This window comes from Actinomyces provencensis, assembly GCF_900155435.1.
Classification (GTDB): domain Bacteria; phylum Actinomycetota; class Actinomycetes; order Actinomycetales; family Actinomycetaceae; genus Pauljensenia; species Pauljensenia provencensis.
This window is the reverse complement of sequence record NZ_LT700212.1, coordinates 2,884,348-2,908,021: the sequence shown is the minus strand read 5'-3', so window position 1 is coordinate 2,908,021 and position 23,674 is coordinate 2,884,348. Positions and strand designations below refer to the sequence as shown.

Here is a 23,674-nt window from a genome sequence, read left to right as displayed (position 1 = left end):
CTGTGGTGCCGGAGCGCTGGGAAGACGAATGGCTCCGGGCCCTGATGTCAGCATGCCCGCGGGGTGACGGACGCTCCATGTCGGGGTGTCACGGGGGGACGGGCGCGGACCCTGCCCGGACCCTGCCCCGGCTCCCGGAGGGCAGGGTCCTGGAGCTCAGTCCCTCCGGGTCGGAACCTGTCAACCTGGGTGGGTCAGTGAATGTGCTGGATCGTTGAGTTGGTCGTCTCCTTGGGGGGTTGGTTGATCCACGCCGTCTCTGGCAGTGTCAGCGGGACGGGCGGGTGGTGGACGAAGCGCTCGGGGTGGGCGCCGTATGCGCGGGTCAGGACACGGCAGCGGTGGTCCTGGACGGTGGTGGCGCGGCCGTGGTGGACGTCGAACGGGGTGTGCATCGCGATCCCGGAATGGCGGTGTTCGGTGTTGTACCAGCGGTAGAACTCGGCGCAGAACGCGCGGGCGTCCTCGATCGAGCCGAACTGGTGGGGAAACTCCGGGCGGTACTTCAGGGTCTTGAACTGGGCCTCGGAGTAGGGGTTGTCATTCGACACGTGGGGGCGGCTGTGCGACTTCGTCACTCCCAGGTCGGCCAGGAGGAACGCGACCGGCTTGGAGGCCATCGAGGAGCCGTTGTCGGCGTGGATGCTCAGCTGGCCGCGGTCGATGCCCTGCTTGGTGATCGTCTCGGCCAGCAGCCGCTCGGCCAGCGGCGCGGCCTCCCTCGTGGCGACCATCCAGCCCACGGTGTACCGGGAGAAGATGTCGATGATGGAGTACAGGTAGTAGTAGGTCCACTTCGCCGGACCGTGCAGCTTGGTGATGTCCCACGACCACACGCGGTTCGGGGCGGTAGCGACCAACTCGGGCTTGACCCGGGCCGGGTGGGTGGCCTGGCGGCGCCGCTCGCGCACCTCGCCGCGCTTGCGGAGCAGGCGGTACATCGTCGAGACCGAGCACAGGTAGGTGCCCTCGTCAAGCAGGACCGCGTAGATCTCGGCCGGGGCCATGTCGACGAACCGCGCCGAGCGCAGCACGGTCAGCACCTGGGCCTCCTCCGCCGCGCTCAGGGCGCGGGGCTGGCGGGCCGGCTCGCGTCGTGGTGGCCTCGGCGGGGTCGGGCTCTTGCGGTGGTGACGGTAGTGCGTGGCCCGCGACCTGCCGACCGCCCGGCAGGCGGCCTTGACACCGATCAGGGGTGTGAGCTCGGTGATCGTCTCGTCGATCATCGCTCGTCGGTCTTCTTCGCGCTGTCGGTCGAGAACTGGTCCAACAGAGCCGAGAGTTTTCCCTGGATCTCGATGACCTTCCGGGCCGTGTCCAGCTCGCCGGTCAGCCGCTCGTTCTCCCTGCGCAGCCGGGCCGCCTCCTTCTCGGCAGCAGTGGCCGGCGCGGCGCCCGACGAGCGCCCCAGCGCCTCCAAGGCGCCGCGGTCGCGCTGGTCACGCCACGAGCTGATCAGCGAGGTGTACAGCCCCTCCCGGCGCAGCAGCGCCCCCTTGCCCTCCCGATCGCACGCCTCGTACTCGGCCAGGACCTTCGCCTTGTACCTCGCCGTGTAGGTCCGCCGCTGTGCCCTCGCCGGCACCTGCGGATCCGGGACGTCTTCCATGCCTACAGCCTGCCCCGCCCCAGCGGGCGCCGTCATCGTCGTACTCATCCTGGGGAACTCCTCCCCGCCCTCTACGACACCGATCCGGACTGTCCGGGTGTCTTACTCAAGGTTGGCACAGAGGGGGTCCCCTCACCCTGGCTGGTCGCTGTGGGGCTGGCAGCGACGACCTGCTGGACGATGTAAGGGGGCCGGTCGACTCCGGAGGCGAGGGCGTCCGCGGCGGGCAGCATCGTCGCCCCGCCGATGGCCACGAGCACCGCCCAGCCCAGCCCCAACCTGAGCGCCCGCCAGCGACGGCGCACTCCCGTACGCCGTGGGTGTCGGGCACCGGTGCTCTCGGTGGGGACCGCGCCAGCCAGCGTCGCGCGCCCCGGGGCCGCCGCCGAGATCCCCTGTGTGGGCGTACCCGGTGCCTGGATGCCCCGTGCGGGCGTGCCCGGTGCCGAGGCGTGTGGGTTCAGGGCGTCCAGGGCCAGCGCATCCCGGGCCAGCGCATCCCCACCGAGTGCATCCTCGGCGAAGACATCCACGGTGACCGCGTGCCATCGCGGCACGCCCGCTGCGGCCCCATCCGTGCCGGAGCATTTCCCGACGTTCCCCTCGTGTGCAGACGTCCCGGTCATCGTTCCTGCTCCTCTCCTCCGTGCCTCGATGCACCCAAGGTGGTCCGTCCCGCTGTCCGGAGCCTGTGACCGCACTGTTGCCGAGGTCAGGAAGCCTTGAGGCCGTACACGTCCTTCCCGCGTCTGGACCTGCACCCACATCTGCATCTGTGACGGCGCCCGGACCTGCACCGCACCTGCGCCAGCGACCACACCTGTGTCCGCACCACCCCCAGCGCCATCGCCTGCACTTGCACCGCACTTGCACTTGCACTTGCACTTGCACTTGGCAGGGAACCCGGAAGAAGGAAAGGATGGGGGCATGGAGCAGGACACACAGCAGGACCAGGACCCAGCCGCACCCGAACAGGCCATCGTCGTGGCCGTCAACGTCACCGGGAACCAGGTCGGGGGCGGTTGGGGTCGGGCCCACACGGTCGCCCTGGCCACGATCGCTCGCGGCACCATCGTGTCCTGGGAGGAGATCGAGGTCGGGTGGGACGTCTCCCATGACACCGCCAGTTCGGAGGGCTCCCACCACGCGAGCATCGTCCGTTTCCTCCGTGACCACGACGTGCGCGCAGTGGTCACCGGACACATGGGGCCACCCATGGCCCAGACCATGCGCAAGCTCGACGTGTTCCCCCTGGTCAATGCGACCGGTGACGCGCGCGACGCCGCGCTTGCGGGTGCGGCATTCGTCGCCGAGCACGAGGGCGCGGCCGGGGAGTCCCCGGCCGAGTCCTGAGGCTCCGGGGCTTCGCAGCGCACGGATGACCCCGCAGCCGGAGGCCGCCCTGTCCGCACCGCTGTTGTTGCCGTTGCCGTTGCCGTGGGTGTTCCGCCCACCAGTACCCACGGGGACGCCCACGCTCACCTGACCATTGGGTGACCGCCGGGAGAACTGCCCATGGTGATCGGAACCACACCGGCCTACCATGGGGAGCGACGGCGGCCGGTCATCGCGACAGGATCCTGTCGGACGGTCACCGAGGGAAGAGGGCAATGATGGACATGATGTCATCCCCGATGATGGCCATGCTCGACAAGGAGATGCCCGGCATGGACATGATGATGATGCAGCAGTGCATGGAGTCGTGTACGGCCTGCGAGCAGTCCTGCACGATGTGTGCGGACATGTGCGCCTCCTCCGGTATGGAGGACATGGCGAAGTGCATGGCCATGTGCATGAACACCGCTGACATGTGCCACGCCACGATGCGCATGATGATGCGTCCCAGCGGTATGGACTCCATGGTCATGATGAAGATGCTCGAGGCCTGCATGATGATGGCGCGCGCCTGCGCGGAGGAGTGCATGAAGCACGACGACATGGAGCACATGAAGGCCTGCGCCCAGGTCTGCATGGACTGTGCGAAGGCCTGCGAGTCCATGATGGGCTCGATGACGATGATGATGGCCAAGTGACCCTGGGGTCACAGGCCACCCGTCCCCGTGAATGATGTGTGCCCCGTCCCGGCAGGGAGACGGGGCACCCCGGGGTGGGGACCCCGGGTGTCACGGTCCTTCTCGACTACGCGGCCTCACCGGCAGCGTCGAGGGACCGGACACTGACCAGTCGACCCGGTAGGGCGAGCACCCCGTAGGCCTCCTGCAGGGCCACGGGTTCGCCCGGTCGGACGGCCTCCGTCAGGTCGGCGTGGTTCCACAGGCGGTGCGACAGCCCGGTGAACGCCTCGACGACCTCGAGGGATCCGTCCTCGTGCACGGAACGGACGAGGGCGTCCACCCAACGGCTCGGCATCGCGGCGGCAGCGCACGCCCGAATGGCGTGCAGCTCGTGCCCGGGAGCGGTGCACTCGCAAGTGACCCCGCACAGGCTCCGACCGATTGCTGCGGTCCGTGTGTCGTCCATGCGGACCAAACTAGGACCGGCACAGTGGCGCGCCAACAGGTGGTCGGTGAGCGGTCGAATGTAACAGGACTTGTCCGGCAGGTGGACCGCACCAGAGGCGTCCCCACCGGGAGCTGTCCACACGAGGGCCGGTCCCCCGGACCACCCGGGAGCAGCCCACGGAAGGACCGGTCCCCCGGAACTCGGCCGGGACGCAGCTGGGGCTGCCATGTGGTCCGTACCCCGGCCCGGTGCTCAGTGCTGCTCCGGCCTGATCCTCAGCGTCGCGATCTGGAAGGGTCCGAGTTCCACCTCGACGTCCTGCGTGCCTTCCACCCAGTGGACTGTCCCCGGGCGCGGCCCGTCACACCCGACCGGATCCGGCCCCGCGTCGCCGAACGGACGCTCCCTCCCGTCCACGCCTTCGACGGCGTCGGCCCGCAGACCGAGCGCCACCCGCGTCCGTCCTCGTCGACCGAGCGACTCGTACAGGCGCACCACCACGTCACCGGACCCGTCATCGGCCAGCTTCACCGCCTCGATGACGCCGCTGCCGCCCGTGGTCGACACGAGGGCGGGCACACCGTCACCCCCGGTCACGGTGCGGAGGGGCATGTTCAGGCGGTAGCCCTCGTGCACGGCGTCCTCGGTGGCGGCCCCGACGACGACACCGGTGCGCAGGACGTGGTGCCCCTGGTCGGCATCGGGGTCGGGCGCCGTGGGCGCACGCAGCAGCGACTCCCCGATCTCGACGAAGGGGCCGTCGGTGCCGTGGAGACGCCGGAAGGAGTGCCCGTAGGTCTCGTCGTTGGCCACGGCCACCCCGAAGTCACCCTCGGCGACCCGCACCCATCGCAGGGCCACGGTCTCGAAGCGCGCCACGTCCCAGGACGTGTTCGTGTGGATGGGCCGCGTGACGTGCCCGAACTGGACCTCGGACTGTGCGTGGTCGGTCAGGAGCGCCAGTGGGAACTCCAGCTTGAGCAGCTTGTGCCGCTCGTGCCAGTCCACCGCGGTGGTGATGTCGAGGGTCCTGGAGCCGGCTGCCAGGCGCAGCTCCTGGGTGAAGGTGCTGGCGCCGTGGGTGCGTACGACGCGCACGAGGGCGCCGCCCTCGTCCGCGGAGACCTCCACGGATTCCACCGAGGTGAGGATCTCCCCGGAGTCGACGTCGGCCAGGTCCGTGTTCCAGGCGTCCCAGTCGGAGGGAATGTCCCGGCGCAGGTGCAGGCGGGCCAGGGTCTCGCCGGTCGGCACCACCTCACGGGAGGAGGCCAGGTCCACCACGGAGGTGATGGAGCCCTCGGCATCGACGACCAGACGGAGCACCCCGTTGTCCACCACCCGGGTGCCAGCGGGGCCGTCCCCGACGAGCACGGCGGGCGCGACGGACGGGGCGACGGGCAGGGCGTCGGTCGAGGCACTCGGGTCCCCGACCGGACCCGGGGCCGCGCTGGGTCCGCTCACCGCACTCGCGGCGGGTCGGACGCCCGCCCGCACCACCGCCCCCGAAGGCACCCCGTCGAGGGTGAAGGGACCGGCGTTGACGAGGAGGTGGTCCTCGCCGGGACCGGTGAGGACCTCCAGACTGGAGGAGATGAGGTCCTCCAGGTCGGACTCCAGACGCGCGTACATCTCCTCGGCCTCACGGTGGACCCAGGAGATGGAGGAGCCCGGAAGGATGTCGTGGAACTGCAGGAGCAGGAGCGTGCGCCAGTCCTCGTGCAGTCGCTCGTGGGGATAGGGGACGCCCCGGCGGACCGCGGCGGTGGTGGCCCAGAGCTCGGCCTCGCGCAGGAGGTGCTCGCACCGCCGGTTCCCGCGCTTGGTGCGGTGCTGGGAGGTGAACACCCCACGATGGTTCTCCAGGTAGAGCTCACCGACCCAGGTCGGGGCCGCCGGGACCCCATCCGTCGCCTCTGCCAGTGCCTCGGAGAAGAAGGTGCCGGGGGTGGAGAGCCGCACGTGGGGAACCCCTTCGAGGTCCTCCTGGCGGTGGGCCCGCTCCACCTGCTCGCGGGTGGGCCCGCCCCCACCATCGCCCCATCCGAAGGGTGCGAGGGAGACCGTGGCCCGCCCGCCCTGGCGCAGCCGTGACTGGGCGCGCCCCATCTCCGCGGGGGTGAGTTGGGAGGTGTACGTGTCCACCGGCGGGAAGTGCGTGAACAGGCGCGTCCCGTCGAGGCCCTCCCACCAGAAGGTGTGGTGGGGGAAGGTGTTGGTGTCGTTCCAGGACAGCTTCTGGGTCAGCATCCAGCCGCGCCCCATGTGACGGGCGATCCCGGGCAGGTTCGCGCTGTAGCCGAAGGAGTCGGGCAGCCAGACTCCCTCACTCTCCGTGCCGAACTCCTCCCGGAAGAAGCGGATGCCCTCCAGGAACTGGCGGATGAAGGCCTCCCCACCCACCATGTAGGGATCCGACTCCACCCACTGACCCCCCACCGTGACCCAACGGCCCTCCGCGACTCGTTCACGGATGCGTGCGAAGACGTCCGGGTGGTCCTCCTTCAGCCAGGCGTACTGCTGGGCGGAGGACGCGGCGAAGGACACCGTGGGGTCCGCATCCATGAGGTCCAGGGCGTTGGAGAACGAACGCACCACTTTGCGGCGCGTCTCGCGCAGGGGCCACAACCATGCCGAATCGATGTGGGCGTGCCCCACGGCGTGCACGGTGTGGGCGGAGGCGTCGGCGTGGCGATCCAGTGCGGGGTGCAGGACGGCGCGCGCAGCGGGGACGGAGCCCGCCACGTCGTCGGGGTCGAGGGCGTCCATCGCCCGCGAGAGGGCCAACAGGATGCCGTCGGCGCGGGGGCGCGAAGGGTCGAGGACTCCGAGGACGCCCCGCAGCACGTCGATGTCCGCCAGGAGGCCCTCGACCTCGGTGTCGCGAAGTCGCAGTTCGATGGGACCGAGGCGGTAGAGGGGTTGCGTCCCGGCGGTGTCCGGATCGCCGAGCGGACTCGGTGTGATCCAGTCGTAGTTCTGGACATCGGGGTTCGAGGCTGCCTCGACCCAGTACTCGAAGGCACCGTCCCGGTCCACCTCCGGGCGGTGTCGGTGGTTGAGGGGTTCCAGTCCGCGCACCACGGTCCCGTCCGCCCGGTAGAGGGTGCCCTCGGCCTGGAACCCCGGCTCTGAGGTGGTGAACCCGAGGTCGATGACCAGTTGGGGGAGCGAACGGGGGGCGAGCGCCGACCAGTGGGCGGGGACCGTGCCCGTGAGGTGCAGCCAGGTGGTGCCCCACGGGCGGGACCACGGCTCACCCGTGGCCGTGGGTGCGTACTCGTGGCCGACTGCCTCACGGAAGGGCACCGGCTCCCCGGGTGCCTCCCACGCCGCGAGGGTGACCTCGGTCGGCTCGGTCTCCAGGCCGGGGCGGAGCCACTGGCGCTCCAGACGTCCGAGACGGGCGAGGACCCGGGCAGCGTGGTCGACGGTCATGGAGAGGCTCCTGCGGACGAGGGCGGGATGGGACACGGATCGGTCATCGACCCGCATCCCATCATCGCCGAGTCGCTCCCACCGTGCGTCCCGGCGCGCCCGGACCGCGCCGGGACGCCACCGTCACACGGTGCGCGTCCGTCCCCACCCGTTGAACGTCTGGCCACCTGCGGCCGCCCGGCCCGAGCCGGGAAGCCGCGCCGGCCGAGTTCCCGCAGGTCAGGGGAGAGCGCTCTCACGGCGCCATCCCGGGGCATCTGCCCTGCCGTCCCGACGTGACGGATCTCCCGCCCCAGGTGCACATGGTGGTGAGGACACTGGTCCCATGGACGTCCCCGACACTGTTCCCCACGGATGGGAATCCGACGCCCCCATCCGTGTGAGTTCCCTCGAATGGCCCCCCTTGCGATGGGTGCCGTGCAGGTCCACTGCCGACGTCCGCACGGTCCTGGGGACCTTCCTGACGCTCGACGAGCTGCTCCTCTTCCGCCTCTCCGCACAGGACCGCGGGCACTATGTCTACCGCGAGCCCACGGACGGGATGCTCTACGTGGAACACCGGGCCTCACCCGCGACGCGCTCGCGCAACTGCCCCGTCGTCGCCACCACACGTCCTGCCCACGCGACGGAGGACCTCGTCCTGCCGCGCACGGTCATGGCACGCCGGTTCCGTGAGTCCTCCGACATCTGGCGGACGGATGCGGAGGTGGCAGGCATCTTCACGACCTTGGCGGCCACGGGCAGCTACCCCGCAGGCTTCGGGATCGGGGCCCCGGTCGTCTTCGCGCTCCCGGGTTCGCGGGCATGACGCCGCCCTCGTCGGTGTCGACGAGGGCGGACGCAGCGGGTGCGGGGTTCAGGCCAGGGGGCGCAGGGCTGCGGACGTCGCGTACACCCGGGCCTCCCAGGGGGCCAGCCCTGCGCCGTCACCGGAGCCGGCGCCATTGGTGAGCACCAGGTCCCCGGCGAGGAGGACCGGGTCACCGCCGGACCACACAGGGGTCAGCGACTCGGAGGAGAGGTTGACGATGACCAGCACCGACTCCTCCCCGAGCCCACGTCGGTAGGCGAAGATGGCAGGATCACCTGCGTCCAGACGCTCGAAGTCACCCAGGGCGATGACCTCGCTGGCGTGGCGCAGCGCGATGAGGGCCCGGTAGTGCTCGAACACGGATCCCTCGACACCCACCTGGGCTGCGGCATTGATGCTGGCCGCATTCGGGTTGACCTCGATCCACGGAGTCCCGGCCGTGAACCCTGCCTCGGGGCCGTCACTCCACTGCACAGGGGTGCGGGCGTTGTCGCGGCTGATGACCGACATCCCGGCCAGTACCTCCGTCGGGTCCTCGCCCAGGGCCGTGCGCTCCGCGTAGTAGTTGACGGCCTCGACGTCACGGTAGTCATCAATGCTGGTGAGGGGCGCATTCGTCATGCCCAGTTCCTCACCCTGGTAGACGTAGGGCGTCCCGCGCAGGAGGTGCAGGGCCGTGGCCAGGGCCGTGGCCGACTCGCGCCAGTGGTCGCGGTCGTCGCCGAAGCGTGACACGGGGCGGGGCTGGTCGTGGTTGCCCAGGTAGAGGCTGTTCCACCCGTGCTCGGCCAGACCTTCCTGCCACTTGGTGAGGCTCGCGGCAAGCGCGCCCCGCTCCAGGGGTACCGGACGGTACTTGAGCTCGCCGTGGTCCAGGTCGACGTGCTCGAACTGGAACACCATGTCGAGCTCGCGGCGGGCGGGATCCGTGACCAACCGCGCCTGGTCGATCGTGGCACCCGGTGTCTCGCCCACGGTCATGAAGCCGTGGCGGCCGTCGAAGACCTCGCGGTGCATCTCCTGGAGGAACTCGTGCAGGCGCGGACCGAAGGCGTAGAAGGGGAACCCGTCGCCGAAGAGCTCACCGGGGTGCACCTCACCGTCGGGCAGACCCGGGACCTTCGAGATGAGGTTGATGACGTCCATGCGGAACCCGTCCACCCCACGGTCCAGCCACCACCGCATCATCTCGTGGACGGCGGCGCGCACCTCGGGGTTCTCCCAGTTGAGGTCGGGCTGCTTGCGGTGGAAGAGGTGCAGGTAGTACTCCCCGGTCGTCTCGTCGAGGTCCCACGCGGGTCCCGAGAAGAAGGAGCCCCAGTTGTTGGGCTCGGCACCCGGTTCACCCGCGACGGTACCCGGACGGGCGGGACGCCAGATGTACCAGTCCCGCTTGGGGTTGTCGAGGCTGGAACGGGACTCCTGGAACCAGGCGTGCTCGTCCGAGGTGTGGTTGACCACCAGGTCCATGACCACCCGGATCCCACGGGAGTGTGCCTGCTCGAGCAGCTCGTCGAAGTCCTCCAGTGTGCCGAACATCGGGTCGATGTCGCGGTAGTCGCTGATGTCGTAGCCGTTGTCCGCCTGGGGGGAACGGTAGATCGGCGACAGCCACACCACGTCGACACCGAGGGTCTCGAGGTGGTCGAGATGGTCGATCACTCCCCGGAGGTCCCCGTAGCCGTCAGCGTCGGAGTCGGCGAAGCTGCGCGGGTAGACCTGGTAGATCACCGCCTGCTTCCACCAGTCATCGGAGGTGGCGAGGGGGGACGTCGTCCGCAGCTGGAGCTGTTGGCTCATCGGAGAGCTTCCTTCCGGGGAGAGACGGTGCATCGGTTCTGTGTCGGGATCACTTGATGGCACCGATGTTGATGCCACGCATCAGAGTGCGCTGGAAGATCAGGAAGAACACGAGTGCTGGCAGGATACCTGCGAGGGACGCCGCTGCGAGTGCGGTCGGGTCGGACGTGTACTGCCCACTCAGCGCGCCCAGTGCCACCGAGACCGTCTGGTTCTTCGCCGAGGGCAGCAGGATCATCGGCAGGAAGAAGTCGTTCCAGGTCCAGATGAAGAAGAACGTGACGAGGACGGCCAGGGTGGGCCGCGTCAGGGGCAGCACGATGTCGCGCAGCAGTTGCCACCGCCCGGCACCGTCCAGGCGTGCGGCCTCGAGGACCTCCTTGGGGAAGGTTCCCAGCACCGAGGAGAGCATGTAGGTCCCGAACGCACTCTGGAGGACGGCGAGGATGATGATCACGCCCCAGATCGAGTCGTAGAGGCCCGTGTCCCGCGAGATCTTGAACAGCGGGTAGACGAGGGCTTCCTGGGGGATCGTGAAGGCGACCATGAAGACCGCCAGGATCCACACACGCCCCTTGATGCGCCCGATGCCGATCGCGAAGGCACTGAACAGGGACAGTGCCACGGCGGTGAAGGCGACCCCACCGGAGATGATCACGGAGTTCAGGAGCTTCCGGTTGAAGTCGATGCTCACCCAGAAGTTGGCCAGGGCCGAGAAGTCCAGGCGGCTGGGCAGGGAGAGGGGGCCGTTGTGGATGTAGTCATCGGCCGGCTTGAAGCCGTTGATCAGCGCGATCCACAGGGGGAAGACCATCAGCAGTGCCAGCGCGCAGGTCATGACCAGCACGACCCAGCCGCTCACCCTCCGCTTCGAGCGGCCACCCCGGGCACGCTGGGGACGCCCTCGTGAGGGGGTCGTGGTCGGGGGAACTGTTGCCTCAACGGCGGTCATCGTCGAACCCTTCCGTGGTGCGGGTCTGGTAGCGCAGCAGTGCGACGGCGATGACCGTCACGAGGACGGCGAGCACCGTGGCCACTGCGGCGCCGTAGCCGACGCGGGTCGTGGTGAAGAAGTTGGAGTAGGAGAAGTAGGAGGGGACCATCGTGGAGGTCCCGGGGCCACCCTTGGTGAGGATGAAGATCGGCGCGAACACCTTCAGCGCCGCGACGGAGGTCGTGATGAGCACGACGGAGATCTCGGGCCGCAACTGGTCCAGGGTGATGTGGCGGAAGCGCTGCCACCAGTTCGCTCCGTCCAGTTCGGCGGCCTCGTACAGGGCCGGGTCGACGCGGGACAGACCCGCCATGAACAGGACCACGGTGTAGCCGATCTGGAGCCAGACCAGTACGTTCATCACGGCGTAGATCGCCAGGTTCGAGTCCCCCAGCCAGTTGTTGCGCAGGCCGTCGAGGCCGATGTTCGACAGGATCGTGTTGATGACCCCGTACTCGGGCTGGTACATCCACTTCCAGAGCACTCCGGCCACGGCGATGGGGAGGATCTGGGGCAGGTAGATGATCGCTCGCAGGGTGCTGGTCACCTTCGACCCGAACTTCGGGGCGATGAAGTCGAAGAGGACCGCAGCGACGAGCACACCGATGGCGGTGGGCAGGAGGGCCATCGCCACGATGAAGAAGAGCGAGTTCTTGAAGGAGATCCAGAACGTGGCGTCGCCCATGAGCTTGACGTAGTTGCCGAGACCGATGAAGGTCGGCGTCCCCACCCCGCTCCAGTCGGTGAGGCTGTAGAAGATGTTCATGCCGAACGGGAGCAGGACGACCAGGAAGAACCCGATCGCACCGGGAATCAGGTAGAGCCAGTACCCGGCCTGGGGCTCCGTGGTGGATCCCCGGTGTCGGCGGGAGCGCGCTTTCGTGGGCGAGGTCATGTGTGGTCCTTAGGCGGGTGGTGCCACGCCGAGCGGCGCGGCACCACCCGAGTTCAGTGGACAGTCGGTGGACAGGGTTCAGTTCTGGGGCTTGCCCGCCTCGTAGGCGGTCTTGATGGCATCCACCACAGCCGCGGGATCGGTCGTGCCCTGGACCAGTGCGGAGGACTGTGCGAGCAGGACGTCGTTGAGTCCGGCGACGGGCCAGTCGGGGTACCAGGCGAGCGAGCCGGCATCACCGGAGAGCAGGTCATTGAACCGGGAGGTCACCAGCTGGCCGACGGGGTCGGTGATCGCCGACTCCTCCGCACCCACGGGAACTCCTCCGAGGTTGCCGAGCTCGTTCTGGATCTCGGGACGGAGCGTGATGTCGATGAAGTCGTAGGCGAGCTGCTTGTTCTCGGCCTTTGAGGGCACGACCCAGAGGTTCCCACCCGAACCGGGGTGCAGGTCATTGCCCGGGAAGAGCACCTGGCTCCACGTGAAGTCCTTGATGTCGGCGCCGAAGGGGCCCGCCCACCACGTGCCCGAGTAGAACAGCGGGTACTTGCCTGCCTCGAAGGCATTGCCGGAGTCCTGGGCGGAGATGCCCGTGGAGTCCTTGCTGATGTAGCCCTTGTCCACCCATTCCTTGTAGGTCGTGGCGGCCTTGGTCCAGGCATCCCAGTCGGGCTCACCGGCGAACTGCTGGTAGTCGGCCCAGGAGCTCTCATCCATGTTCGCCAGGGCCAGCGCGTACAGGAGGTGCGGTCCCGGGTAGTCGTTGGAGCCCAGGGCCAGCGGCGTGACGCCGTTGTCCTTGAAGGTCTGCATGACCTTCTCCAGCTCGTCCAGCGTCGTGGGGACCTGGAGGTCGTACTTGGCCAGCTCGTCCTCGTTGTAGAAGAGGCCGACGTACTCGCCGTAGTTCGTCACGCCGTAGCGCTGGCCGGAACCCATGATCCCGTCCTGGTACAGGCCCACGTCCTGGGCGGAGTTGTCGAGCTTCCACCCCTTCTCCGTGGCGACATCCGTGAGATCGGTCAGCAGACCGGCCTTGGAGACGACTCCCGCGGTGGCGTTCCCCTTGAGGTACTCGATGACATCGGGCGCGTCATTGGAGTCGAGGATCAGTTGGGCGGATTGCTGCATCTGCTCGTAGGTCTTGAGCTCGAACTGCACGTCGACGTCCGGGTGCTCGGCCTTGAAGGTCTCGATCGCCTTGTTCCAGGTCTGGGACAGTGGGCTCTCGTCGTTCTCCCACCACCACACCTTGAGTGTCTTGCCGTCCTCGGCGCCACTGGCACCCGAGGAGGCGCTGCCTCCGCCTCCACAGGCAGTGAGGGCCAGTGCTGCGGTCAGTGCCCCGGCTGCAACTGCCACCATGCGTCTGCGCATGTCATTCCTCCTGAATCGACATCCTCGTCATCCGCCCCCGGGTTCCGCGACGGACGCCGACAGGCGGTCGCAGTCCACGATCGGGACGCTCCTTTTCTTTGCAGTGATATTAACTACCCAGACACGGGTCGCTGTCAAGCGGGACACTCTCAGAGTTTCTGGCTACCGACATGTTCGTCCCCTGATTCCATTGCAGTAGTATCGGATCACCACATTCCCTTCGAGGAGCACAGGTGCTGAACTCGACATCCCCCTGGACACCGCTGTCCGACTCCGAGCGCCGCGTCGTCCTGGACCTGCTGGTCCACGGTCCACTGTCGCGCACTGAGCTCGCCGACCGTCTGGGCCTGTCCACACCGAGCCTCACACGCTTGACGCGGACCCTGCTCGAGTCGGGAGTGGTGCAGGAGGTCCGCGAGGAACAGCCCCACACCGGAGGACGCCCCCTCCAGCCACTCGACGTCGACGCGGGTCTCCAGACCTTCATCGGGATCAAGCTCACCGCCACCCATGCCTTCGCCGTCCTCACGGACCTTCGCGCGGACATCCGCGCCTCCCTCGTGCGGGAACTGGGGGACAGGGACCCCGCAGCGGTCGCCGAACTCCTGGGCGAGGTGGTGCAGGAACTGTCGGAGGGCAACGGACCCGCTGCGGTCGGGGTCGGGCTGGGCGGAGAGGTCCGGGAGTCACGCTTCGTCCGGCGTGCCCCGTTCCTGCGGTGGAAGGACGTCGACCTGGGGCCACTGGTCAGGAGGGCCACCGATCTGCCGAGCATCGTCACGAACGACCTGGATGCCCTGATGGAGGCCGAGCACTGGTTCGGCGACGGACGTGACGTCACCTCCTTCGCGACGATCACGATCGGCGTCGGCGTCGGCATGGGCCTGATCGTGCACGACCGGCTGGTGGGAGGGCCCGACTCGGGCCTGGGCCTGATCGGCCACTTCCCCCTCGACCCGTTCGGACCCTCCTGTCCCGACGGGCACCGCGGGTGTGCCGACGCCATGCTCGTCAACGAGTCCATCCGCGCCCAGGCTTCCCAGCTGTCGGGGCGCACCATGACCTATGACGAGGTCCTCGACCTGGCCGAGGTGGGCGATCCCGCGATGGAACAGTTGGTGGCCCGTTCTGCGCATGCGCTGGGTGTCCTTGTCGCCGCAGTGGCCAACATCGCGCAACCCCGGCGCATCATCCTCACGGGCGAGGGCGTCCGCATCGCCCGGGTCGGCGAGGTGCGGATGCGGGAGTCGATCCGGCGGATGCGCGACCCTCTCGCCTCGGAGCCCGACCTGCGCATCATCGATGATGATCCCCTCCTCTGGGCGCGCGGTGCAGCCGCAGTCGCGATCCAGCGGACGGTGCTCGACCTCCTGCCCGAGACCTGAGGCGTCGCCTGCACCCGCGGAGGACCCTGAGCGCCCGCCCGTGAGTGCGGTCCCGTGTGCGACCGGAGGGATGCCCATCATCCACCGGCACTGCACCGCACGGGGGTGTGTGGGGCCGGGAGTCACCCCAGCAGCGCATCGAGGACGCGCACCACCCCGTCCTCGGTGTTCGCAGGCGCGAGGTGACGCGCCGCCTCGATGACGTCGGGATGGGCGTTGGCCATCGCGAAGGACATCCCCGCCTCGGCCAGCATCCCCAAGTCGTTGTGGAAGTCCCCGAATGCCACGGTCTGGGCCCGGGTGATCCCGAGGTCCGCCTGCAGGGCCCGCACTGCGGTCCCCTTGTCGACACCCCGAGCCATGAGGTCCGACCATCGTTCCCCCGACACCACCCACTGGTGGGTGTCCTCGAACGGGCCGAAGGCGATCCTGGAACTGGCGGCCACCTCCCCGAAGTCGAACAGGGCAGCCTTGAGCACGGCTCCCGGCAACTCCAGGAGGTCCGGGACAGGGGTGATGGACCGGTAGTAGGGGCGCGCCTGGACGAGGAATCGCTCGTCCGTGCGCTCGACCCATGCCGTCCCCGCCCCGGCCAGGACCAGGCCGACATCGGATCCGTCCTCGGCCAGGGTGCGCACGGACCGCACGGCCGCAGCGACGGTCTCCCGGTCCAGGGCCGTCGAGGACACCTCCACACCGTCGCGCATCACCAGTGCACCGTTCTCCGCAATGAAGGTCATCCCCCGCGCGGCCCGCGCGAACATCGCGCGCAGGGTCGCGTACTGGCGACCGCTGGCGGGAGCGAAGACGCTGCCCCGCTCCTCCATCCGGTCCAGGAGCGGCCACAACCCCTCTGGGATCTCACCGTCACCGTCCAGCAGCGTGCCGTCCATGTCGGCGACGACGAGTCGGACGTCCGGGTTCTCGGGCAGTTCCTCAGGCAGGTCCACACCCTGATTGTGCCCGAGGACGCCGAGCGGGTCGACCACCGACCACCCCGCCCACCTCCCCCGGACACGGTCCTCCCCCGCCGAGGCATGCCCCACCACCCTGCCGAGGCACGGCCCCGGCACACCCCGAGGCACACCCCGGGACGCGCCCCACCCGGCGTGAGCAATCCATCTCCACCCAGCGGAGAACCACGGGAGGACGGACCGCGACACGGGAAATGAGCGGACCTCGAGGGTCGAACAGAGCGGACTTCGACCCCAGAACAGAGCGGACTTCGACAGGAGGAGGGTCAGGAGGGGTGACGGTCCTCTCGCGCACGCTCGACCAGGTCCTCCACCTGTTCCCCGGTCAGTGACACCATCGGGAAGTGGACCACCTGGCCCAGGCGCATGCCGGACAGCATCTCCACGAGCGTCATCGCCCCGTGGTCACGCGCCTGCCCGCCCGAGGGGGAGACGACCTCCCCCAGTGCGTCGGTCAACAGCTCCCGCCCCACCGGGTCGGCCATCCAGTCGCCCACGGTGGAGGCCGCGTCCAGGGGGACCACCACGGTGTCGCCGGGCATGTCGACCCTCCCGGAGAGGCGGATGTCGCGACTGGACGCGCCGACCTCGACGATCCACTCCCCACCCTCCACGACCCAGCGGTGGACCCGGTCGTCCCAGTGGGCCAGGTCCGCACGAGGGATGCGCACCTCGACCTCGACCCTCTCCCCGGCCGGCACCGCGACACTGGTGAATCCGCGCAGTTCCCGCGGTGGTCGCGACACCGTGGAGCCGGCCGGTCCGGCATAGACCTGGGCCACCTCGCGGCCGTCCCGCGTTCCCGTGTTGGTGATGCCCAGGCGCACGACCAGCTGCCCGCCCTCGTCCCGGGCCACGCCCTCGTCACCGCTCCCGGGCCCGCCCTGGTCCCCCGGTCCGCCCACCCGGCCCACCCGGTCCTCGCGTCCCTCACGCGCACCGGCCTCCCATCGCACGTCCACCGAGTCGTACCCGAAGGTCGTGTAGGACAGTCCGTGCCCGAAGGGGAAGGCGACGTCGAGACCCCGCCCGTCGTACCAGCGGTAGCCGACGTGGATGCCCTCGCCGTAGCGGACCCGGTCGTGCTCACCGGGGAAGTTCAGGTGGGCGGGGGTGTCCTCCAGGCGCAGCGGCAGCGTCTCGGTCAGGCGCGCGGACGGGTTGACCACCCCGAACAGCACATCCGCCACGGCCGCTCCCCCGGCCTGCCCGAGCAGCCACCCCTCGACGAGGGCGGGGACCCCGTCCGACCACGGCGACAGCCGCACCGCCGACCCGTTCGAGAGGACCACCACGGTGCGCGGGTTGGCCTCCAGCACCCGGCGCGCCAGGTCCACCTGGACCAGCGGCAGGTCGATGACGGTGCGGTCGTAGCCCTCCGATTCCTCCCGGTCCGACAGGCCCAGGAAGACCACGGCGACGTCCGCCCGCGAGGCCGCCTCCACGGCCTCGGCCACCAAGGCCTCGTCCTCCTCCCCGTCCAGGCGGAACCCGGGGGCGAAGAGCACCTCGCCCGTGGTGTCAGCCCGCAGGGCGTCGAGCGCGTTCTCCAGGCGGGTGGGCACGATCTGGGAGGAGCCCGCGCCCTGGAAACGCGGGGTGCGGGCGAACTCCCCGATGACCGCCAGACGCGCACCGGGGTCCAGGGGCAGCAGGTCGCCCTCGTTGCGCAGCAGGACGACGCCCCGCCCGGCCACCTCGCGGGCCAGGTCGTGGTGGGCGTCGGCATCGTAGCGGGCGGTGGGGTCCACGCGGTCGGCCGCGCGGAACACCAGCTCCAGCATGCGTCGCACCGAGGCGTCGACCAGCTCCTCCGCGATCTCCCCGCTGCGCACCGCGGCGAAGACCTCGCCGGGCCCGACCTCACCGGTGGAGGGCATCTCCAGGTCGAGGCCGGCGCGCAGGGAACGCACCCGGTCCAGGACCGCCGTCCAGTCGGAGACCACGACACCCTCGAACCCCCACTGCCCGCGCAGCAGCTCCGTGAGCAGGAGGTGACTCTCGGAGGCGAAGGCGCCGTTCACCCGGTTGTAGGAGCACATCACGGTCCAGGGTTGCTCCCTGCGCACGATGCGCTCGAAGGCGCGCAGGTAGGTCTCGTGCAGTGGGCGCTCGTCGACATCCGCCGAGACGGAGTTGCGCCGGGTCTCCTGGTTGTTCGCGGCGAAGTGCTTGAGGGAGGCACCCACACCCCTCGACTGGATGCCGTGCACCCAGGCCCCGCCCATGACGCCCGCCACCAGCGGGTCCTCCGAGTAGTACTCGAAGTTGCGCCCGCACAGTGGGGAACGCTTGATGTTGACGCCGGGTCCGAGCACCACCGAGACCTGCTCCTGGAGCGCTTCCTCCCCGATGGCCGCACCCACGCGCTCCACCAGTGAGGGGTCCATGGAGGCACCCAGTGCCACGGGTGGCGGGAAGGCGGTGGCGGGAACGGAGTCACCGATGCCGAGGTGGTCGGAGTCCTCCCCCTGTTTGCGCAGGCCGTAGGGGCCGTCCGTCATCATCGTGGCGGGCACACCGGCGTCGGGGAATGCCGCGGTGTGCCAGAAGTCGGCACCCGTGAGCAGGTGCGCCTTGTCCTCGAGCGTCATGGCCGCCAGGGCCTCGTCAATGCGGTCGTCGGGCGTGGATGCGGTGGTCATCGGTGACCTCTCTGTCGTGGGTGCTGGTGCAGCCCGTGCGGACATCGGCGGGCAGCAGTGGATCGGGTGGTCGGGCCCCGCGACACCGCCCGGTCGCGGGGCAGGGCGGGTGGGCGGGGAGCAGGGGGTTCCGGCGTCGGTGCGGTTCAGGGGTGGGCCTCCCAGAAGTCGACGAGGGCGGCCGCGAGCGCATCGGGGTTCTCCAACTGGGCGGAGTGCTGGGCGTGGGGGATCACGGTGTGCACCGCGCCGAGTCGCTCCACCTCCGGCCCGTACCACTCCAGGGGCCAGACCGGGTCCTCGGCGCCGTGGACGACGTGGACGGGCAGGTGGGTGGCACGCAGCTGCTCGGTGGTGTCGGGGTAGGTGGTGAGGATGCGGGCGGTGGCGACCAGGTTGTCGTCCGAGGTCGCCTCCACCCGCTGGCGCAGCATCTCCAGTCGTGGATCCGTCTGGGGGGAGGTGGGCATGTTGGGGTGCAGGGTGCGTCGCAGCAGCCGGTGGGTGGCCCGCCCTCGTGGCAGCAGGGCGAGCAGTGCCGGGGGGACGAACTCGCGCACAGCGCGCGGACCCGAGGAGAAGAGGGTAAGGGTCCGGAACGGGTCGGGGGAACTGATCGCGGTCGCCCTGGCCACCACACCTCCGAAGCTGTGGCCGAGCAGGTGGACCGGGGCGTCACCTGCTCCCAGCGTGTGGGCCACGTGGAGGGCGTCAGCGGTGAAGTCCTCCAGGTGGTAGTGGCGCCTGCCGCGGGGAGCTGCGGAGTCAGCCTGTCCGCGCTGGGAGTAGGCCAGGGACGTGTACCCGGCGGCGGCCAGGCGGGGCAGGAAGTGGCTGAAGTCCTCCTTGGAGCCCGTGAACCCCGGGATGACGAGTACCCGCCCACGCTCGCTCCCCCGTGCCGGGGCCAGGAGGGCGGTGAGCTCTCCGGCGGGGGAGTCCAGGGAGACCACCTCCACGCCCCGGGGCACGGGATCGGGTCCGAAGGGAGCGTGCGCGCGCGTGCCCAGCAGCTGCACTCCGGCCATGGCCACCTCCACGGGATCGACCCTCCGAGTCGGGTCGACATCGACACCTCGGAGTCTAGGCGCCGGGGCGCAGGCGGACAGGCGCAGGCGGACAGGCGCCGACAAGAGGGCGGACAGACATACGGGCCGGGCAGGGGCACCATTCCCCTTCTTATTGACGATGATTCTCATTTGAGAGTAGCGTCTGTTCCGGTCGCCAGCAGCAGGAACAGGCTCGGACCCACCCGCCCGGTGGGACCTCGGGCCCGACTGGCACCCACACCCAATGGATAAGGCGAGCCTTACCTAATCACATGCGAACACCCCCGGGAGCACCCATGGCACAGACGAGCACCGGCCTGTCACCCCGCAACCTCATCAACATCGGCGTCTTCACGGCGATCTACTTCGTCATCACCTACGTCACCGGCATGCTCGGCTTCTTCAACCCGTTCATGATGTTCGTCGGATGGGTGGTCGGCATCCTCCTCAACGGCACGGTCATCATGCTCTTCCTGGCCGAGACGCCGACCTTCGGGGCCCTGACGGTCCTCAACACGATCGTCGGACTCCTGATGTTCCTCACAGGCCATGTCTGGTACACGGTCATCGGCGCGGCACTCGTCGGCTTCCTGGCCGACCTGGTCGCCAGCAGCGCCCACTTCCGGTCCCCCTCGCGCAACGCCCTCGCCTACGCCATCGCACAGCTCTGGCTCGTCTTCCCCCTCCTCCCGATCTTCTACCAGTCCGACACCTACTTCGCGAGCATCGTGTCCAGCATGGGCCAGGAGTACGCCGACGGTATGAAGGCCCTCTTCACCCCCGGGGTCATCGGCGCGTGGGCCGTCGTCATCCTCATCGTCGCCCTCGTGGGCGGCTGGATCGGGACGCGCATCCTCCACCGCAACTTCGAGAGGGCCGCCCCTGAGCCTCCTCGTCTACGCCCTCGTCATCGACTGGAGGCTCGGCCTGCTCAGCGTGGCGACCTTCCCCCTCTACGCCGGCCTGCAGGCCTGGTCCATGAAGGACATGCCCGCCAAGACCGCGGAGATGGACACGCGCCTGGCGAAGGTCTCCTCGACGATGGTCGAGTTCGTCAGCGGGATCACCGTGGTCAAGGCCTTCGGCAAGGTGGGGCAGGCGCACCGCAACTACGCGGACGCGGCCCACGAGTTCTCCGACTTCTACCTCGCCTGGTGCAAGCCCCTGCTCAAGGGCTCAGCCGTGTCGATGGCAGTGGTCGCACCCTCGGTCCTCCTGGCCGTCAACCTGGGGGGAGGTGCCGCCATGGTGGCCGCGGGATGGGTCAGCCCCGTCGACGTCGTGGCCTGCGCGCTCATCGCCCTGGTGCTCCCCGCCTCCATCGAGGTCATCGGCAACACGCAGTGGGCCTACCAGCTGGCGGGCGCCTCCGCGCTGCGCATCGTGGAGGTCCTCGACACGCCCACCCTCCCCGAACCCACGGACCCGGTCGTGCCGACCTCCCACGACGTGCACCTGGACCACGTCTCCTACTCCTACGGGGAGACCCTCGCCGTCGACGACGTCACCCTGGACCTCGCCGAGGGCACCACCACGGCCCTCATCGGGCCCTCCGGGTCGGGGAAGTCCACGGTGGCCACCCTGGTCGCCCGCTTCGCCGACCCCGACTCGGGCACGGTGTCCATCGGTGGCGTCGACGTCCGGCGCATCGCCACCACCCAGCTGTACCGACAGGTCGCCTTCGTCCTGCAGGACCCCCAGCTGCTGCGCATCTCCATCCGCGACAACATCGCCCTGGCGCGCCCCGACGCCACCGAGGAGGAGGTCCGGGCGGCTGCCCGCGAGGCCTGCATCGATGAGTTCATCATGTCCCTGCCCCGGGGGTACGACTCCGTCATCGACGAGGACACCCTGCTCTCGGGCGGGCAGGCCCAACGCGTCGCGATCGCCCGCGCGCTGGTCGTCGACGCCCCGATCCTCATCCTGGACGAGGCCACGGCCTTCACCGACCCGGAGTCCGAGGCGGAGATCCAGCAGGCCCTCAACCGCCTGGTCGTGGGGCGCACCGTCCTGGTCATCGCCCACCGCCCGGCCTCCGTGGTGGGCGCCGACCGCATCGTGGTCCTCGACCGCGGTCGCATCGTCGCCCGGGGGACCCACAAGGAGCTCGCCGGGGAACCCCACTACGCCGCCCTGTGGCGGATGACCGCCGGTGAGGTGCCACTGGTGGGCCCGACCACGGGCGACCACAGCACCGACTCCGGGAACGAGGACTGACATGACCACCACCGACACGAAGAACGTCCTGACGCGCTACGCCCGGCTGATCTCGGAACCGACCCGTCCCCTCTTCACCACCACGCTGCTCTCCAACGCACTCAGCGGTGTCCTGCGCGGGGTCTCCCTGGTCCTGCTCCTCCCCGCCTCCGTCGCCCTCAGCACGGGTGGCACCTCCTGGGGACTGGGCATCTGGGGCTGGGTGCTCGTCCTGGTCGCACTCGCCCTGGCGGGAGGTGTCATCGAGTACCGCAATGCCATCATCGGCTACACGGTGGCGCTCGACCTCATCCAGACCGTCCACACGCGCCTGGGCGACCGCATGGCGGCCCTCCCCCTGGGCTGGTTCCGCAGTTCCTCGTCGGGGCGCCTCTCCCGTCTGGTCTCCAAGGAGCTGCTCCAGCTCGGGGAGAGCATCGCCCACATGCTCGCCCCCGTCGTCTCCAACATCGCATCGGCCGCGGTCATGGTGGTGGGTGGATGGCTGTGGGACTGGAGGCTCGGCGTGGTGCTGACCGTGGCCGTCCCCCTCTACTGGGGCGCTCTCAGACTGGCCCGGCGTGCCCTCGACCATGGCAAGGCGATCTCCGAGCCCGCCGAGCGCGAGCTCGGCGACCGGATCGTGGAGTTCGCCCGCTGCCAGGGTGCGCTGCGTTCCTGCGGACGCGGCTCCGACTTCACCCAGCTCGAGGAGGCCAACAGGGCCAGCCTCGTCGCCCAGCGCCGTGACCTGTGGTGGGGCATCCTCGCCAACTTCCTGCACGGCACATCGTCGTCGCACTCATCGTCCTGGCGGCGCGCCTGGCCCTGGGCGATCTCCTCGGTCCCGTTCAGACCATCGCCTTCATCGGCCTGAGCCTGCGCTTCACCCAGTCCCTGGAGGAGATCGGCAGCAAGGTGGTCGCCATCGAGGAACGCCAACCCATGCTCGACCACGTCGACGAGATCCTGGACGCCCACACCCTGCCCGAGCCGGCGACCATGGTGACCCTCAACGCCCCGGGCAGCATCGAGCTGGACCACGTGGACTTCTCCTACGAAGCGTCCACCCCCGTCCTTCGCGATGTGTGCCTGGAGGTCCCCGCGGGGAGCATGTGCGCGCTGGTCGGTCCCTCCGGCTCCGGGAAGTCGACGATCACCAAGCTCATCTCCCGCTTCTACGACGTCGACGCGGGCGCCGTGCGCGTGGGCGGCACCGATGTGCGCGACCAGCCCGTCGGGCAACTCATGTCCCAGCTGTCCATGGTGTTCCAGGACGTCTACCTCTTCGACGAGACCCTGGTGGAGAACATCCGCATCGGCCGACCCGACGCCGGCGACGAGGAGATCCGCGAGGCCGCCGACCTGGCGGGTGTCACCGAGATCGTGGACCGCCTGCCCGCCGGGTGGGACACGAGGGTGGGCGAGGGCGGCCGCGCCCTGTCGGGAGGAGAACGCCAACGGGTGTCGGTGGCCCGGGCCCTGCTCAAGGGCGCCCCGATCGTGCTCCTCGACGAGGCGACCAGTTCCCTGGACCCCGAGAACGAGGCGAATGTCGTGGCCTCCATGGAGCGCCTGCGGGCAGGCTCGACGCTGGTGGTCATCGCCCACAAGCTCGACACCATCCGCACCGCGGACCGGATCGTCGTCCTGGACGAGGAGGGCCGCGTCGCCCAGACCGGTACCCACGACGAGCTGGTCGGGCGCCCCGGCCGGTACCGGGACTTCTGGCAGGCCCGCGCCTCGGCGGCCGGGTGGCGCCTGGCCTGAGGTGCCCGCCGGAGTGGCACCCCCAGTCGCCCGAAAGGGGTGCCCAGGTTGGTGGTGGCTCGCTGGGCCTACAACCAGAGTCTCTGCACGCATCCAGGGTCGACCTCACGGCCCATCCCGACTCGGGTGTGGTCACAATCCGCTGTCTCAGTCCCGTCGCAGTCCAGGATCCGCCACCTCAACCCGGCCGCAAGAACAGGCGAACCCCTGACCTGCACAAACACTCCGCCCAGTAGCGTTCCGCGGGTCGAGACAGCGGATTCATGAC

At 69.4% G+C, this 23,674-nt stretch carries 16 protein-coding genes and 3 pseudogenes; 7 read left to right on the top strand and 12 right to left on the bottom strand.

Going from position 1 to position 23,674, the window contains the following annotated elements:
- Window positions 1–194: 194 nt before the first annotated feature.
- Together BQ9890_RS12660 and BQ9890_RS12650 are read right to left on the bottom strand one after the other, a co-directional pair.
- A protein-coding gene (locus tag BQ9890_RS12660) for an IS3 family transposase (RefSeq protein WP_407638904.1) occupies window positions 195–1,657 on the bottom strand; the annotation gives its coding sequence in 2 pieces (ribosomal slippage) (window positions 195–1,288 and window positions 1,288–1,657; 1,464 coding nt in all).
- 23 nt (window positions 1,658–1,680) lie between these two features.
- Window positions 1,681–2,235 (bottom strand): hypothetical protein, encoded by a 555-nt coding sequence (locus BQ9890_RS12650; protein WP_075891966.1) that lies wholly within the window; start codon window positions 2,233–2,235, stop codon window positions 1,681–1,683.
- 301 nt (window positions 2,236–2,536) lie between these two features.
- On the opposite strand from BQ9890_RS12650, the gene BQ9890_RS12645 reads away from it, so the two are divergent.
- Window positions 2,537–2,962 carry a NifB/NifX family molybdenum-iron cluster-binding protein gene (locus tag BQ9890_RS12645; RefSeq protein WP_075891964.1) on the top strand — a complete coding sequence of 142 codons (426 nt, stop codon included), beginning with the start codon at window positions 2,537–2,539 and terminating at the stop codon, window positions 2,960–2,962.
- A gap of 238 nt (window positions 2,963–3,200) precedes the next feature.
- Here BQ9890_RS12645 and BQ9890_RS15985 read toward each other — a convergent pair whose 3' ends face one another.
- Window positions 3,201–3,353: a hypothetical protein gene (locus tag BQ9890_RS15985; protein ID WP_195907713.1), complete on the bottom strand. Its 153-nt coding sequence runs from the start codon at window positions 3,351–3,353 to the stop codon at window positions 3,201–3,203.
- Between the two features lie 25 nt (window positions 3,354–3,378).
- On the opposite strand from BQ9890_RS15985, the gene BQ9890_RS12640 reads away from it, so the two are divergent.
- Window positions 3,379–3,642, top strand: a complete 264-nt coding sequence (locus BQ9890_RS12640; RefSeq protein WP_230297945.1) for a four-helix bundle copper-binding protein — start codon at window positions 3,379–3,381, stop codon at window positions 3,640–3,642.
- Window positions 3,643–3,748: 106 nt separating this feature from the next.
- On the opposite strand, the gene BQ9890_RS12635 is transcribed toward BQ9890_RS12640, so the two are convergent.
- Complete coding sequence (locus BQ9890_RS12635; RefSeq protein ID WP_195907678.1) at window positions 3,749–4,090, bottom strand: hypothetical protein; 342 nt, start codon at window positions 4,088–4,090, stop codon at window positions 3,749–3,751.
- Window positions 4,091–4,324: 234 nt separating this feature from the next.
- Window positions 4,325–7,510, bottom strand: a complete 3,186-nt coding sequence (locus BQ9890_RS12630; RefSeq protein WP_075893205.1) for an alpha-mannosidase — start codon at window positions 7,508–7,510, stop codon at window positions 4,325–4,327.
- A 325-nt stretch (window positions 7,511–7,835) separates the two neighbouring features.
- Between BQ9890_RS12630 and BQ9890_RS12625 the strand changes: the two genes are divergently transcribed.
- Complete coding sequence (locus BQ9890_RS12625; protein ID WP_075891962.1) at window positions 7,836–8,318, top strand: hypothetical protein; 483 nt, start codon at window positions 7,836–7,838, stop codon at window positions 8,316–8,318.
- A gap of 48 nt (window positions 8,319–8,366) precedes the next feature.
- Here the strand turns inward: BQ9890_RS12625 and BQ9890_RS12620 are convergent, their stop codons facing one another.
- The 4 genes from BQ9890_RS12620 to BQ9890_RS12605 form a co-directional block, all read right to left on the bottom strand.
- Complete coding sequence (locus tag BQ9890_RS12620) at window positions 8,367–10,121, bottom strand: alpha-glucosidase (RefSeq protein WP_075891960.1); 1,755 nt, start codon at window positions 10,119–10,121, stop codon at window positions 8,367–8,369.
- A 49-nt stretch (window positions 10,122–10,170) separates the two neighbouring features.
- On the bottom strand, window positions 10,171–11,073 hold the full coding sequence (locus BQ9890_RS12615) for a carbohydrate ABC transporter permease (RefSeq protein ID WP_075891958.1): 903 nt from the start codon (window positions 11,071–11,073) through the stop codon (window positions 10,171–10,173).
- A complete protein-coding gene (locus BQ9890_RS12610) occupies window positions 11,060–12,010 on the bottom strand; it encodes a carbohydrate ABC transporter permease (protein WP_075891956.1) in 951 nt (316 codons plus the stop codon). The genes BQ9890_RS12615 and BQ9890_RS12610 overlap by 14 nt, the downstream gene beginning before the upstream one ends.
- Before the next feature lie 78 nt (window positions 12,011–12,088).
- Window positions 12,089–13,387 carry an ABC transporter substrate-binding protein gene (locus BQ9890_RS12605; protein WP_075891954.1) on the bottom strand — a complete coding sequence of 433 codons (1,299 nt, stop codon included), beginning with the start codon at window positions 13,385–13,387 and terminating at the stop codon, window positions 12,089–12,091.
- A gap of 233 nt (window positions 13,388–13,620) precedes the next feature.
- Here BQ9890_RS12605 and BQ9890_RS12600 point away from each other — a divergent pair, with 233 nt between their 5' ends.
- Complete coding sequence (locus tag BQ9890_RS12600) at window positions 13,621–14,772, top strand: ROK family transcriptional regulator (protein WP_230297944.1); 1,152 nt, start codon at window positions 13,621–13,623, stop codon at window positions 14,770–14,772.
- A 122-nt stretch (window positions 14,773–14,894) separates the two neighbouring features.
- On the opposite strand, the gene BQ9890_RS12595 is transcribed toward BQ9890_RS12600, so the two are convergent.
- The 3 genes from BQ9890_RS12595 to BQ9890_RS12585 form a co-directional block, all read right to left on the bottom strand.
- Window positions 14,895–15,722, bottom strand: a complete 828-nt coding sequence (locus BQ9890_RS12595) for a Cof-type HAD-IIB family hydrolase (RefSeq protein WP_075893201.1) — start codon at window positions 15,720–15,722, stop codon at window positions 14,895–14,897.
- Between the two features lie 290 nt (window positions 15,723–16,012).
- Window positions 16,013–18,391: a glycoside hydrolase family 3 C-terminal domain-containing protein gene (locus tag BQ9890_RS12590; RefSeq protein ID WP_075891952.1), complete on the bottom strand. Its 2,379-nt coding sequence runs from the start codon at window positions 18,389–18,391 to the stop codon at window positions 16,013–16,015.
- A 146-nt stretch (window positions 18,392–18,537) separates the two neighbouring features.
- Complete coding sequence (locus tag BQ9890_RS12585) at window positions 18,538–19,419, bottom strand: alpha/beta fold hydrolase (RefSeq protein ID WP_075893199.1); 882 nt, start codon at window positions 19,417–19,419, stop codon at window positions 18,538–18,540.
- A gap of 293 nt (window positions 19,420–19,712) precedes the next feature.
- Here BQ9890_RS12585 and BQ9890_RS16475 point away from each other — a divergent pair.
- The 3 pseudogenes from BQ9890_RS16475 to BQ9890_RS17060 all read left to right on the top strand — a co-directional run.
- A pseudogene (locus tag BQ9890_RS16475) lies at window positions 19,713–20,255 on the top strand (MptD family putative ECF transporter S component); the annotation flags it as partial.
- A gap of 64 nt (window positions 20,256–20,319) precedes the next feature.
- A pseudogene (locus tag BQ9890_RS16470) lies at window positions 20,320–21,657 on the top strand (ABC transporter ATP-binding protein); the annotation flags it as partial.
- A gap of 1 nt (window position 21,658) precedes the next feature.
- Window positions 21,659–23,406, top strand: a pseudogene (locus tag BQ9890_RS17060) (ABC transporter ATP-binding protein).
- The last annotated feature ends 268 nt before the right edge of the window (window positions 23,407–23,674 follow it).